At 57.0% G+C, this 13,885-nt stretch carries 13 protein-coding genes; 9 read left to right on the top strand and 4 right to left on the bottom strand.

All coding sequences use genetic code 11. From position 1 onward, the window contains the following. Positions 1-176: 176 nt before the first annotated feature. Positions 177-1,115, bottom strand: a complete 939-nt coding sequence (gene tdcA, locus DSD31_RS09900; protein WP_004863710.1) for a transcriptional regulator TdcA — start codon at positions 1,113-1,115, stop codon at positions 177-179. Positions 1,116-1,968: 853 nt separating this feature from the next. Here tdcA and DSD31_RS09895 point away from each other — a divergent pair. The 5 genes from DSD31_RS09895 to DSD31_RS09875 are packed head-to-tail and all read left to right on the top strand — an operon-like array spanning position 1,969 to position 6,661. Beyond that, a complete protein-coding gene (locus DSD31_RS09895) occupies positions 1,969-3,057 on the top strand; it encodes an ABC transporter ATP-binding protein (protein ID WP_015584056.1) in 1,089 nt (362 codons plus the stop codon). Further along, a complete protein-coding gene (locus DSD31_RS09890; RefSeq protein ID WP_015584055.1) occupies positions 3,050-3,679 on the top strand; it encodes an ABC transporter permease in 630 nt (209 codons plus the stop codon). Before DSD31_RS09895 ends, DSD31_RS09890 begins: the two co-directional genes overlap by 8 nt. Then, the gene (locus tag DSD31_RS09885; RefSeq protein ID WP_004863718.1) at positions 3,679-4,347 is read left to right on the top strand and encodes an ABC transporter permease; all 669 of its coding nucleotides are present in this window, start codon (positions 3,679-3,681) and stop codon (positions 4,345-4,347) included. Before DSD31_RS09890 ends, DSD31_RS09885 begins: the two co-directional genes overlap by 1 nt. Positions 4,348-4,390: 43 nt before the next feature. Further along, a complete protein-coding gene (locus DSD31_RS09880; RefSeq protein WP_064356941.1) occupies positions 4,391-5,290 on the top strand; it encodes an ABC transporter substrate-binding protein in 900 nt (299 codons plus the stop codon). Positions 5,291-5,332: 42 nt separating this feature from the next. Then, positions 5,333-6,661 (top strand): LLM class flavin-dependent oxidoreductase, encoded by a 1,329-nt coding sequence (locus DSD31_RS09875; RefSeq protein ID WP_113991014.1) that lies wholly within the window; start codon positions 5,333-5,335, stop codon positions 6,659-6,661. Between the two features lie 56 nt (positions 6,662-6,717). On the opposite strand, the gene DSD31_RS09870 is transcribed toward DSD31_RS09875, so the two are convergent. Beyond that, the gene (locus DSD31_RS09870; RefSeq protein WP_113991013.1) at positions 6,718-7,512 is read right to left on the bottom strand and encodes a phosphate/phosphite/phosphonate ABC transporter substrate-binding protein; all 795 of its coding nucleotides are present in this window, start codon (positions 7,510-7,512) and stop codon (positions 6,718-6,720) included. After that, entirely contained in the window at positions 7,502-8,500 is a 999-nt protein-coding gene (locus tag DSD31_RS09865; protein WP_004863727.1) for a fatty acid desaturase, read from the bottom strand. Before DSD31_RS09865 ends, DSD31_RS09870 begins: the two co-directional genes overlap by 11 nt. A 449-nt stretch (positions 8,501-8,949) precedes the next feature. Between DSD31_RS09865 and DSD31_RS09860 the strand changes: the two genes are divergently transcribed. Continuing rightward, on the top strand, positions 8,950-9,393 hold the full coding sequence (locus DSD31_RS09860) for a 6,7-dimethyl-8-ribityllumazine synthase (RefSeq protein WP_015584050.1): 444 nt from the start codon (positions 8,950-8,952) through the stop codon (positions 9,391-9,393). A gap of 112 nt (positions 9,394-9,505) precedes the next feature. Here DSD31_RS09860 and DSD31_RS09855 read toward each other — a convergent pair whose 3' ends face one another. Further along, on the bottom strand, positions 9,506-10,678 hold the full coding sequence (locus DSD31_RS09855) for an ROK family transcriptional regulator (RefSeq protein WP_004863733.1): 1,173 nt from the start codon (positions 10,676-10,678) through the stop codon (positions 9,506-9,508). A gap of 211 nt (positions 10,679-10,889) precedes the next feature. On the opposite strand from DSD31_RS09855, the gene DSD31_RS09850 reads away from it, so the two are divergent. Genes DSD31_RS09850 through DSD31_RS09840 form a run of 3 tightly spaced genes read left to right on the top strand, consistent with a single transcriptional unit; the run spans position 10,890 to position 13,884 of the window. Beyond that, positions 10,890-12,137: an extracellular solute-binding protein gene (locus tag DSD31_RS09850; RefSeq protein ID WP_113991012.1), complete on the top strand. Its 1,248-nt coding sequence runs from the start codon at positions 10,890-10,892 to the stop codon at positions 12,135-12,137. A 9-nt stretch (positions 12,138-12,146) separates the two neighbouring features. After that, positions 12,147-13,055, top strand: coding sequence for a carbohydrate ABC transporter permease (locus DSD31_RS09845; protein WP_004863739.1), 909 nt, complete (start codon positions 12,147-12,149; stop codon positions 13,053-13,055). After that, a complete protein-coding gene (locus DSD31_RS09840; protein WP_004863742.1) occupies positions 13,045-13,884 on the top strand; it encodes a carbohydrate ABC transporter permease in 840 nt (279 codons plus the stop codon). The genes DSD31_RS09845 and DSD31_RS09840 overlap by 11 nt, the downstream gene beginning before the upstream one ends. The last annotated feature ends 1 nt before the right edge of the window (position 13,885 follow it).

Genomic DNA, 13,885 nt, shown 5'->3' with positions numbered 1-13,885 from the left:
CCTCTTAACTGGATATCAAATAATAGTCCCGTCATGTTTCAAAGCGTATCTTTCCCGGCAGGATTATTTCCCCACCGACGCTACGGTTTGAATTATTCAGGGTATAGTTAGCCGGTACCAACGGCTGATAGTCAGCGCGATGATATGAATTTATAACCAAGAATAAATCTGTTTAACTACTCAACTTCGATTAATTGTCTTTTTCTGCAACCACCAGATGCTGAATATTCTTTTGCTAATTCCACCAATACCGAGGCGGCATTTTTAATGCGATAATTCTTTGACCAAATTGCCGCATAGCGGGCAACTGGTAATGCTTCGGTAATCGGGATGGTAATAAACTGGTTGGATCCAAAGGGCGTTGTCATATCGCAAGGAATAACGGTCAGGAAATCAGCATTGAGAACAAGATTATAAATTGTGACGACGGAGTCGGTTTTAACGATGTTTTCACTGTTGATGCCGCTGCGCTGTAGCGTGGTGAGGAGTTCACTGTAGTAACCCATGTTGGTTTGCGGCAACACCCACTGTTCGTTCTGCAACGACGCCAGCGTGGTGGTGCCGATGCATGTTCGTGACTTGCTGGCCACCAGCACAAACTCCGACTCAAACAGCGGTTCCACGTGCAGATCGTGGAGCTTCATTTCATCACTCAGCGTGCCAATGGCGAAGTCGAGACGCCCGTCGCGAATGGCCGGCAGGAACGAGGAGAGCTGCGCTTCGTACATCGATACCTGGGCTTTAGGAAACACCTTCTTGAACTTGTGAATCATGTCAGACATAAAGGTGAAGCCAATCAGCGAAGGAAAACCGAACGAGACATCGACGACCGTGTTACAGGTCATGCTGTGCATTTCATTGACCATATTCTTCATTTCACGGGTAATCGATTCCGACCAGGATAGCAGTACCTGACCGGTATTGGTCAAGGTGACGCCGGTATTTTTACGGACCACCAGTTCGGTGCCAAAATAGGCTTCAATGTCATTGATGATCTTACTCACTGCCGGTTGAGTTAATCCTAATTCTTTTGCTGCCGAGCCGATCGAACCGCTTCTGATAACTTCCTGGAAAACGACCAGGTGCTGTGTTTTTGGCAGAGGAATGGTATTCATAGCAACCTGCTTTAATTATCTTTTCGACGCGGTGAAGTGTACCAAATGGCGATCGCAGGGTTATGTGAGACCACTCACAAACACCTCTGACAGCTATTTTCCCCACCGTTTAATATGTAAATAAAACCAACAATATCAATGCAATACAAATTAAAAGTCGATTTTTTGCATGACTTTTGTCAAAAAAAGATGCGGGGATAACAATATTTTATGGGGATAACAAAGGCTATTTTTTGAGCTATTTTAAGGGGGGTTAAACATGATATTTCAACCTTCGCCGTGCAATTATTCAGCGATATTGTTATTCAACTGTTAGTTGAAACAATAAAATATAATGAGAAATCAGGTTTTTCTTTTATTAAAAATCGTATGGGGTCACACTTTTCCGCCCCGGTTGTTTGTAAAAGTATGTTTTATTCATTATTGCGCAAAATACCAGATACAATACATTATCATTTCCCATACAATTTTAACTCTGCATTTTTCACCATTTTCAGCACGTAATTTCTTGATTAAAATCAAATGTAACTTTTCATACGACAAAAACTTTACCATCCAGACGTTTGTGCCATACATCACAAATTCTGAAATCAATATTCTGCGTCTCCCCCTTTCCGCGCGCAAAACGGCAGCAGAATCGTCGTTTTCGCCACGCCTGCAGAACAAAAACGCGCTCTGCGCGGCCGGATCAGATAAAAACTGCGTTTTGGGCGGGACAGAGTTGAACAGATTCCAACTATGCAATTGCGAATAACGTATTTGCCCTCCCCATGGCCGCTCTGTAATTTGTATTTTATTCGTGCCGCCGTAAAAGCCATAAATTCTCAATATATTCAGAGTGCTACAATTCCCGATGATCAGATTAGAAAACATCAATAAGACCTACCCCGGCAGCGCGCATGCGGCAATACGCGGCCTGAACCTGATAATTAATGACGGTGAATTCTGCACGTTTGTCGGTCCCAGCGGATGCGGCAAAACCACAATCCTGCGCATGATTAATCAGCTCGATAAACCGGACTCCGGCAGCGTCTATGTCCAGGGCGTTAACATCGCGCAGGTCGATATCATTCAGGTGCGACGCAAAATTGGCTTTGTCATGCAAAGCGCCGCGCTGTTTCCCCATCGCACGGTGGCGCAAAATATCGCCACCGTCCCTCGTCTGCTGGGCTGGCGTAAAGCGCAGATTCGCACCCGTATCGATGAACTGGTGGACTTAATGTCACTGGACCGTCACCTGCTGACGCGCTACCCGCACCAGCTCTCCGGCGGGCAGCAGGGACGCGTCGCGATTGCCCGGGCGTTAGCCGCCGATCCGCCGATTCTGCTGATGGACGAACCCTTCGCCGCCATTGACCCGGTAGTCCGCGAGCGTCTGCAGGATGAGCTATTGCTTATTCAGCAGCGCCTGCATAAAACCATCGTGCTGGTAACACATGACATTAATGAGGCCATCCGGCTGGGAGATAAGATCGCCATCTTCCAGGAAGGGGGCGTGCTGGCGCAGTGTGATACGCCGGACCGGCTTCTCGCCCACCCGGCGAGCGAGTTTGTCCAACGCTTTATCGGTCCCGAACCTAACCTGAAACGGCTGGGGATGATTCAGGTCGGCCAGCTACCGCGACATGATGTCACGCTGGTTGACGAAGGTTTATCCCCGATAGCCACCGCGCATCCGACGGTCGCCAGCCCGCTGCGGCTGGTGCTGGATAAAGAACAACGTCCCGTTCACTGGTTCGACCCGGATAAACGCGTCACGCTGCCGATTGTTCAGCCGCTGCAGGCCCTGAATACGCTGCGTTTTGCCTACAGCGCGCTGTTGGATGCGCCGGGGGGCGTGCTGGTGCACGTGGACAGCAATGGCCAGTATCAGGGCACCATTTCTCATGCCCTGCTCCAGCATGTGCTGGATGGCCACGTGGAAATTCGCCGCTATGATTGACTGGCAGTGGATGGTTGACAATAAAATCCTGATTGGCGACCTGCTGTGGCAGCATACGCAGCTGGTCTGCATCTCGCTGTTTTTTGGTACGCTGTTAACGGGCGCGCTGCTGGTCGTAACGCTACGCTGGCCCGCCACCGCTCAGCCGTTGATTTATCTTTGCGGGGTCATCTTTACTATCCCGTCGCTGGCGTTATTTATTCTGTTACTGCCCTTTACCGGCCTGTCGCTGACGACCTCGGTCATCGGGTTAACCATCTATTCACTGTTGATCCTGCTGCGTAACGTTATCGCCGGAATCGAAAAGCTGCCTGCCGCCGTGCTGGAGTCGGCTCGCGCGCTCGGCTACACACGCCGATACCGGTTTATGGATATTGAGTTACCTCTGCTGGCGCCCTCTCTGTTTGCCGGTCTGCGGATTGCCTCCGTGACGCTGGTGGGGCTGGTGACCGTCACCGCGCTGATTGGCCAGGGCGGTCTGGGGCAATTGCTGCTGGCGGGCTTTAATCAGGATTTTCTCACCCCGATTGTTGTCAGCCTGGCATTAAGCCTCGTGCTGTCGTTTTTACTGGATTCGCTGATTGCCCACATCGGCTATTGGCTAACGCCCTGGGCACGCTAATGGATATATTACTGGCTACCGTCCACTGGTTTTCACAACCCGAACACTGGTTCGGCGATGCGGGTATTTTACTGCGCCTGCGCGAGCATATTTATTATGTGCTGATCAGCATCGCTATCGCATCGGCAATCGCTTTGCCGCTGGGCATTGCCCTCGGCTACTGGCGGAAAGGCGCCTTCCTTATTATTAATCTGTTTAATATTGGCCGCGCTATTCCCTCATTAGGGCTTATTTTGCTGTGCATTATTTTATTTGGTTTTAATGATCTGCCGGTGTTTGCCGCGCTGGTGGCCATGTCGATCCCCCCCGTGCTGACCAATACCTGGGTCGGGATTTATCATGCCGATCGCCCGCTTTGCGACGCCGCTACCGCGCTGGGAATGACGCCATGGCAAAGCCTGTGGCAACTGCGTATTCCGCTGGCGGCGCCGCTGATTATCGCCGGGCTGCGCACCGCGCTGGTCCAGCTGATCGCCACCGCCGTGGTCGCCGCCTACGCCGGCCTGGGTGGGCTGGGGCGTTTCCTGATTGACGGTCTTGGCCAGCGCGATATTCCACAGGTTATTGCCGGGTCGCTGGTGGTCTCGCTACTGGCTATCGGCAGTGAACTGCTGTTCAGCTGTTGTAGCCGCAGATGGCGTCATACCGCTATCGCACCAGAGTATTAAACAACGACCACAACCATAAATCACCTGCATATAAAGAGGCACTATGAAGCATATTTTGGGGTTCCCTGTTAACGCCCGACGGTTCCGTTTATCTCTCCTCGCCGCCGGATTATTCAGTTTGAGTTTTAGCGTACTGGCAGAAAGCGTGACTATCGGCGGAGCCAATTTTACCGAGAGCTCTATTCTCGCCAATATTTACGCCAGCGCACTGAAGAAAAAGAATATTGAGGTCAAAACCCGGCTTAATCTCGGCAACCGCGAGATTATTCTGCCGGCGCTAAAGAGCGGCGAGATCGATATTGTGCCGGAATATCTTGGCGCCCTGCTTAACTATTATGACGGGAAAACCCAGGCGACTCGCCAGAGCGACGTGAGCGCAGAACTGGCGAAAGTACTGCCCACCGATTTTACACTGCTTGACCCTTCACCAGCCACGTCGATTACCGCCTGGGCGGTACGCGCGGAGACGGCGAAAAAATACCAGTTGACGAAACTCTCCGATCTTCAACCCATCGCCCATCAACTGACCATCGGCGGGCCGCCGGAGCTGGCGGTGCGCGCGCTGGGGTTACCGGGGCTCAAGCGCGTCTACGGCCTTGAGTTTAAAGCGGTGAAATCGCTGGATATGGGCGGGCCGCTGACCCGTCTGGCGCTAAATTCCGGCAAAATCGACGTCGCTACGGTGGTCTCTACCCAGGGCAATCTGGCGAAAGAGGATTGGGTGGTCTTAGCCGACGATAAGCATGAACAGCCCAGCCAGAACGTCGTGCCGCTGGTGCGCAAGGCCAGCCTGTCGCCGAACGTCAGCAGCGTGCTCAATGCGGTCTCCGCCAGACTCGACAATGCCTCGCTGATTGCGCTGAACCAGCAGGTGGATCTTCAGCATAAAGACCCGGCGGCCGTGGCCGAACAATGGGTTAATGCCAACCTGACGACCCCTTAATCATCCGGCCAGGGAGTGGCCATCAGTTGAATGAGTGCGACGATGTCTAAAAACCCGATGATTCTGAATCTGTTCTTCTTCAATCCCCAGGGAGATTATCGCTTCTCCTGGCGCCACCCGCAGGCGCCGGGAAAAGAAATTTTTACCCTCAGTTATTATGCCGAACTGGCCAGGAAAGCCGAGGCGGCCACGCTCGATGCTATTTTTATTGCCGATCATATCGCTATCTGGGATACGGTGCCCAGCGGTCTGACCCACTACGCCAACGCCCGGCTGGAACCCATTACCCTGCTCGCCGCGCTGGCGGCCGTCACCGAGCATATTGGCCTGATGGGGACGGCATCGACGTCGTATAACGAGCCCTACAACCTTGCACGCTACTTTGCCTCACTCGATTTTCTGAGCAACGGCCGGGCAAGCTGGAATATCGTCACCTCGTGGCTGGAGGAAGAGGCGGCAAACTTCGGCCTCCGACAGCTGCCCCAACACGGCAACCGCTATCAGCGCGCCGGTGAATTTATTGACGTAGTCACCCGGCTTTGGAACTCCTGGGAAGAGGATGCCGTCCTGTACGACAAGGCGAGCGGCCTGTTTGCCGACAAACAGAAAGTCCATCACCTCGACCATCACGGCGAATTCTTTAACGTTCGCGGACCGCTGAACGTGCCGCGTCCGCCGCAGGGCCATCCGCTGCTGGTACAGGCCGGATCGTCGGAGGCAGGGAAAGCGCTGGCGGCCACCTGGTCAGATATGCACTTCGTGTTTATTAAATCCATTGAAGAGGGGCTGCGCTATCGCCAGGAGATGAACCAGCGGCTGCTGGCGAACGGACGCGACCCGGCACACTTTAAAATCATCGCCGGCGTGCTGCCGGTGGTGGTGAACTCCAGTGATGAAAAAGAGCAGCGCCAGCAGCTAAACAACCGGTTGATGAGCGATCGGATGGCTATCGACCTGCTCTCTTCCTACCTGCGTATGGACCTCTCGACCTGTGCTGTCGACCAGCCGCTGCCGCCGCTGCCGGATGAAGAGACGTTTGACGGCATTCGCACCGCGCTGCGGCTGATCCGCGACTACGACCCGGCGCTGACCATACTGGAACTGGGCCGTTTACTGCTGCAAAGCTCCGATAGCTGGCTGCTGATTGGCAGCGCAGAAGAGGTCGCCAACGAGCTTACCGCGATCTGGCGCGCCGGCGCGGCCGATGGGTTTAACTTGATGTTCCCGCTCTTGCCGGGCGATTTCGATCGTTTTGTCGAGCAGGTGGTGCCGATCCTTCAACGCAGCGGCGCCATGAAAAAGCGCTATCTGCCGGGTACCCTGCGGGAAAAACTGGGCTTACCGCAGGTAGATAACCGCTTTACCCGATAGCAGGCGGCAACGCATGCGACGCCTTACCCGGAGGAGGTCAGCCCTTCTCCGGTCTTTCAGAGTTGCGTCACGCCCTGTTGACGCGCCTCTTCGCGCCACGCCAGCAATCGGGAATAGGGTTCCCGGGTCACCGGGCTGAAACCGCAGATAAACTGCGCCTCGCAGCGCTCCCGATATCGCGCATCGCTGACCAGCTGCCGCAGCGCCGATCGCAAACCGGCGAGGGTTTGCGCTGACGTTTGTGGCCCGGTAATCAGCGGTAGCCCTGGCGCCGACGGCGTTTGGCCGATAACGCACAAGCCCTCCAGTACGGCAGGCTCGTGACGCACCAGCAGCGCCCAGCTAACGCAGTCGATGGCGGCCATATCGCCCGTCCCCTGCTGTAAGCCGAGCAGCGACTGCCGGTGGCTGCCGCTGAAATTAACCCCGGCAAAAAAACGCCCCTCGCGGGCGAGCGGAGCCACCATTTTCAGTAACACGTTGTAACCTGACTGCGAATCGGGCGAATTGCAGATAGCCCGCCGCCCACGGAAATCGGCGAGCGACCGCGCGTTATCCGCCGCACGGGCCACCAGCAGGCTGCGATAATCAATGCCTTCACAGCCGGGCGCCGAATAGTGAAAACAGCCCACCGTCTGAACCTCCGGCAACAGAGTCACCAGCGGGTAGCCGCAGGTCTGGCTCAGCAGCAGGTCCGGCTGACGCCAGTGCGAAAGTAGGTCCGCCGGCGGCGGCGTTGGCGAACTCACGGCAATGCCTCGGGCGAGAAGCAGTTCCCGCACCGCAGCTTCTAACGCCTGGTTCTCAGGCAGACGCACCGCATACATCGGCAAATTCACGTTATGACTCATCGCGCTCACCTGTCTGCTCCCCTGCCCGGGAGGCTTTTCCGATACCCGGATGGGCGTTAACCGCCACCGCGCGGAAGAAAAAGGCGCGCAGCCACTCGCCATAGCCGCGCACCACGAACCCGTGGTTACGCTGCTGGTAGCGATCTCGCTCCAGCAGATAGATTTTTCTCAGCCCGTACCACGGTACGCCGGGCAGGTCATGATGCACGGAGTGGTAGTTCAGATTCAGAAACAGCACCCGCCACAACAGCCCGGCCTCATTGATGACCGAGCGCGCCAGCGGATCGTCAGCGGCCCGATGTTCGAGGAAGGAGCGAATTTTGGTCAGCGCCAGCGCCGGATAGCTGATGACCACCACGAAATAGAGCGGTGAAAAATCACAGCGCGCCATCCACGTCAGGAGCGCGGCCAGCAATCCGCCGTGCACCAGCCACATTAGCATCGCTTTCCCCTGCCGATAGCGAAAGGCGTTCGCCGCGCTGACCAGCGTCTGCACAATATCCAGCAGCGGGGCCAGCAACAGTCGGCCGAAAAACGTATTGCGCAGATGTATCACTTTACGCTGCCAGGGCGAGAAACGGCGCCAGCTTTCGGCACTAAAATAGTAGGATTCGGGGTCATCCACCGGCAGCGTCAGCCGGTCGTTATTGTGGTGCGCCAGATGCGAGTCGCGATAAAGCCCGTAGGGATACCACACCGCCAGCGGTAGCGTACCCAGCAGCTGATTACACCACCGCCAGGGCGTCGGATGGCCGTGGATCAGCTCATGCTGCAACGACATATACCAGGCGGTAAACCAGATGAGCAGCACGGTCGCCGGGAAAAGCCCCAGCGTCTGCCAGTAGGCGAGGGTCATAAACCAGCCGCTGTAGACCACAATTATTAATATCCAGGTGGGTAATTCACTGCGCCACAGCCAGCGGCGGGAAAGCTGGCGAATCAGATCGCGCTGCTGCTGATGCAGGTACTTCGACGAGTGCTGTGTCATCACTACCGGTACTCTCTCCGCGTTACTTTTTGCCTCCAGAAGATGTGAGAAAATGCGGAAAATAACAAAGAATTTAAATCACTTAGCTTTGCCAGAAAATGGTGATGCGCGCACTTTTCTGTCCGGCGGGACAGCGCGCCCTGCCCCCAGGCGACGGCCGCGCCGCCCGCCGACCCGGAACCCGGTATTGCGCGGCGCGCGGCGGATAAAAACGGCTATCGTCTCTTGACATAACAGTATAATGTTAACGCCCGGATCACGTCCGAACCGCGGCTGAATGCGCTAGCGCGTTGGGATAATGAGATCGGACCTGAGCTCCGTGTGAACGCGCGTGAACCGAGCAATTGACAGCATCGCCCGGTGGTCGCCTGAAACGGCTCGCGGAGTATAAGACCTGAAGATCAACATTCTTTGACTCGCCTGATGCGGTCATTTTACAGGAGTATGCCATGCCATCGTTAAACGTCGCCTTTATCAAAGCCAACTGGCACAGTGACATCGTCAGCCAGGCGCAGACCGGTTTTCAGCAGGAGCTGGAACGTCAGCAGGTTGATTATTCGCTCGACAGCTGGGATGTCCCTGGCGCATTTGAAATGCCGCTTCTGGCCCAGAAGCTGGCAAAAAGCGGACGCTATGATGCCATCGTGTGCGCCGCGCTGGTGGTCGATGGCGGTATCTATCGCCATGACTTTGTCGCCCAGGCCGTGGTCAGCGGTCTGATGCAGGCCCAGCTGGCTACCGAAGTCCCGATGTTCTCGGTATCTCTGACGCCGCACAACTTCCAGCCTGCCGACGAGTTCATCGATTTTTACAGCCAGCATTTCATCAAAAAAGGTCAGGAAGCCGCCAGAGCGGTACTGCAGATCCACAACTTGCCGCTGGCGAAAGCGTGAATCAACGCCTTTAACCGCGTGGTCCGCTCGCGATGAGTCCCCGCCGGCGGTCCTTTCGCGGGCTCATCCGCGACGCGCGGCCCGACCGTTGCTGTACTGAACCGCGGCGGGCCTACTTCATCAAGGCCTGAAACTGCGGATTAAACTCATCGAAGATCGGCAGTGCGGCAGCGCCGAGGGCGGCGGTGTCGGTGCCCGTCATCCCCATTTTCACCCGCATGGCCGGGAGATAGCGCCCGCGCACCGACTGATACAGCGGCGGCAGACGGGCCAGCACTTTCTCCAGTAGCGGCGCGGGCATCATGCCGCCGACCACCACCGTTTCCGCATCGAAAACGCACTCCAGCAAATTAATGGCCTGGCGCAGCGAGGGTAACGCCGTCTCCACCCACCGATCGAACAGCGATGCCTCCACCGCCAGCAGATCCTCGGGCAACGCCCGGTAGGGGTCGAGGCCGCAAAACTCATAGGCCGCCTGCAGGGAAACGTAGCGCTCAAGGCAGCCCTGGTTGCCGCAGTAGCAGGCGCGTCCTCCCGGTTGCACCACGATATGCCCGACCTCTCCGGCGTTATGGGCGTGGCCGGTATAAATATGACCGTCGGTGAAGATCCCGGCGCCAAGCCCGGTGCCGATATACAGATAAACAAACGAATTCAGCTGGCGCGCCACTCCGTGGAAGCGCTCGCCGATAGCCGCCACCGTCGCGTCATTTTCGAGGGTGACCGGCAGACCGCTTATCCGCCCCAGCTCCGACGCCACATCCACCCCTTCCCAGCCGTTGAGGGTGGTCGGCCCGGTCGATGAAATGCCCTCCACGCCAAACGGCCCCGGCATCACCACGCCAATGCCCAGCACCCGGCTCCAGTCGAGCCCGGGTAGCGCTTTGATCTCCTGCACCACCTCGGCAATGCGGGCAAAGGTGGCACCAGGTTGGGGCTTTTGCACCAGAATGAGCCGGCGGAAATGGATCTCGCCGGTGAGATCCACCAGCACGATGATCAAGGTTTGATGGTCGAGATGGATCCCGATGGACCACGCGCTGGCGGGGTTGAGACTCACCGGCACCGCCGGCTGGCCACGCCCTGCGGCGCGGCGCGGTTCATGGCTGGTGAGCAGCGCCATCTGCTGTAGCTCGGCGACAATATTGGAGACCGTTTGCGGCGTCAGCGCGGTCATTCGCGCCAGCTCCGCCCGGGTCAGGGTACCGTGCAGACGCACGGCCTCAATCACCACCCGCCGGTTGTGTACTCGCGCATGTTCAAGGTTCGTTCCCGAGGTTTTCATTCCGTCCCTTCCTGGTCGCATCATGCTGCAATTTTAGCCAGCGTCACAATTCGCGCAACGACATTCTCCGCCCGCCTTTCGGGTGGCATAAGCTTTGCTACGCTTATGCTAAGGGCCACGAATGACGTTTGGGCCGTATTGTCGCCCCGATTAAGTCAATCAAATTGATTTAATAAATCATATCCCTCTTTTCAGTACCGCGGAGAGCAACATGAACGACTACAGTGCATTTCGGGTTAAAGCCGGTCTGCTGGCTATGCTGGTCATCAGCGGGAGTGCGGCGGCGGCAGCCACCCAGGTTAACGCCCTGTTTATGACCCAGGCGGCATACAGCGAAAATGACATTCGTGCCATGACCGCCGACTTCGAAAAACAAAACCCGGATATCAAAATCAACCTTGAGTTCGTCCCCTACGAAGCGTTGCATGACAAAATCGTGGCCGCACGCGGGGCCGGCGGTAACGGCTACGACGTGGTGCTCTTCGATGCCATCTGGCCTGCCGAATTTAGCCACTTCGATCTCCTGCAGGATGTCTCGGCACGTATTCCCGCCGCCGAACGGGAGAAGGTCTTCCCCGGCGCCATGAATACCGTGGTTTACAAAGGCAAAACGCTGGGCATGCCGTGGATCCTCGACACCAAGTATCTTTACTACAACAAAGCGATGCTGGACAAAGCCGGGATCAAGCAGCTGCCGACCACCTGGCAACAGGTAATGGATGACGCCAAAATCATCAAGGATAAAGGTATCGTTAAATACCCGCTGGTGTGGAGCTGGTCGCAGGCAGAAGCGCTGGTGTGCGACTACACCACCCTCGTCTCCGGGTTTGGCGGGCAGTTTTATCAGAACGGTAAACTGGATTTCTCCACTCCGGCGTCGTTGAAAGCGGTCACGCTGATGAAGAAATCGCTGGATGACGGGTTGAGCAATCCGGCCTCCCGCGAATATCTCGAAGAGGATGTGCGCAAGGCCTTCTCCAACGGCGACGCGGCATTCGCCCTGAACTGGACCTATATGTACAACATGGCCAACGACCCGAAACAAAGTAAGGTCGCGGGCGATGTCGGCATTATGCCGGCGCCCGGTGATACGCCGGACAAACCCGGCGCGGTGAACGGGTCAATGGGGCTGGGCATTGCCAAAGCCAGCCAGCATCCGGAACAGGCGTGGCAGTATATCCATTATCTGACCTCCCAACCGGTGCAGGATAAGTATGCGAAGCTGAGCCTGCCGGTATGGAAATCCTCCTACCAGGACCCGGCCGTGGCGAAAGGTCAGGAGAACCTGATCGCCGCAGCGGATAAATCACTGAACGTGATGCTGTCGCGTCCGGAAACCGCGGACTACTCGCGCCTCTCCAACGCGTTACAGCAGCAGCTTCAGGCCGTCCTGCAGGACAAGGCCGCCCCGGATGCCGCGATGCAAGCCGTCGACAAAAGCGCGGCGCGCCTGCGTTAAGGACATTTGATGCTGAGTTTGCAACAACGCGAGCGGCGTCAGGCATGGGTGCTTCTGGCACCCATGCTCATCGTGATGTTTCTGCTGACGGCCTGGCCGCTGGCGCGCACGCTATGGCTGAGCTTTACCGACACCGCGCTGGTGGGCAATGGCGATGCGACCAATTACCTCTGGCTGGATAACTATCTGTATGCGTTAACCGATCCGGATTTTCGCGCCGCCTTCGCCCGCACGCTCTATTTCACCGTGGTCTCCGTCGCTATTGAAGGGGTTATCGGCGTGCTGGTGGCGCTGTTGCTCAATCAGAAATTTGTCGGACGCAATATCCTGCGGGTGTTGGTCATTTTGCCCTGGGCGCTGCCGACTATCGTTAACGCGATGATGTGGCGGCTCAACTTCAACCCGGACTACGGCAGTATTAACGCCTTGCTCAGTCAATGGGGCATTATCGACGGTTACCGCAGCTGGCTGGGGTCGCCGGACTCGGCGCTCAACGCGGTGATGCTGGCGGATATCTGGAAAAACTATCCGCTGGTCACCCTGCTGGTGCTGGCCGCGCTGCAATCCATTCCGGAGGATTTATACGAAGCAGCCCGCCTTGACGGCGCCTCGTCATGGCGGCGTTTTCGCGCCATTACTTTCCCGGCGATCGTCGCCCCGCTCGGCGTGGCCCTGGTCCTGCGCACCATCGACGCGTTTAAAGTCTTCGATATCATCTACGTGATGACCCGCGGCGGGCCGCTGGACAGTACCCGCACGCTGAGTTTCTTCGTCTACCAGGAGTCCTTTAGCTATCTGCGGGCGGGCAGCGGCGCGGCGTACGCCATCCTGATGACCCTGATGTGCGCCCTGCTGATCGTCCTGTATCTGTTTATGCTGCTTCGTCAGCGTCGCCGGAGCACTGATTATGAAGCGTAAACTGCGTATTCTGCTGCGCTACCTGGCGGCCCTGCTGGTCGCGCTGTCGATACTTGCCCCGATGACGTGGCTCTTTTTGATGAGCGTCAGCGCCACGGCCGATCTGACCCGGGTACCGCTGGAGTGGCTGCCGCGCCAGTGGGACTTCAGCCGCTACGCCCGTCTGCTGTCACTGCAGCCCGGCGAGCCCGGCGCGCTGTTTCTCCCCGCTCTGCGCAACAGCCTGCTGGTTGCCGCGGGGGCGACGCTGGTGTCGCTGCTGCTGGCGGTGCCTGCTGCCTTCAGCTTCTCGCGCTACCCCGGACGCGACGGCTGGCTGTACGCCGGACTCGGCATCTATATGGTGCCGCCGGTGGCCTTCGTGCTGCCGCTCTATTTTATTCTCGAACATTTCGGGCTGCTGAATACCCGCAGCGGGCTGGTGCTGGTCTACTGTTCGCTGATTATGCCGTTTCTCACCTGGATGGTGAAAAATCAGTTCGACGCGCTGCCGCAGGATATTGAGCAGGCCGCCCGACTCGACGGTCTGCGGGTCTGGCAGGTGCTGCTGCGCATCACCCTTCCCCTGGCAAAACCGATGCTGGGGGCGTCGGCGCTGTTCGGCTGGCTGCTGGCCTGGGACGAGTTTTTCTATGCGCTGCTGTTTACCAGCAACATTACCGCCCAGACGCTGCCGGTCACCATTGCCGGATTCACCGCCGGGCGCGCCACCGACGATGGACTGGTGGCGGCGGTCGGTATCCTCGCCTCGGTCCCGCCGCTGTTTATCGCCATCTGGTTACAAAAAACGTTGGTCAGCGGTCTCACTCACGGTGGAAGTAAAGGATAAC

It is taken from the genome of Klebsiella sp. X13 (assembly GCF_003323835.1).
Taxonomy (GTDB): Bacteria; Pseudomonadota; Gammaproteobacteria; order Enterobacterales; family Enterobacteriaceae; genus Klebsiella; species Klebsiella ornithinolytica.
The sequence above is the reverse complement of the archived record's forward strand: the minus strand, read 5'-3'. Positions and strand labels throughout refer to the sequence as shown.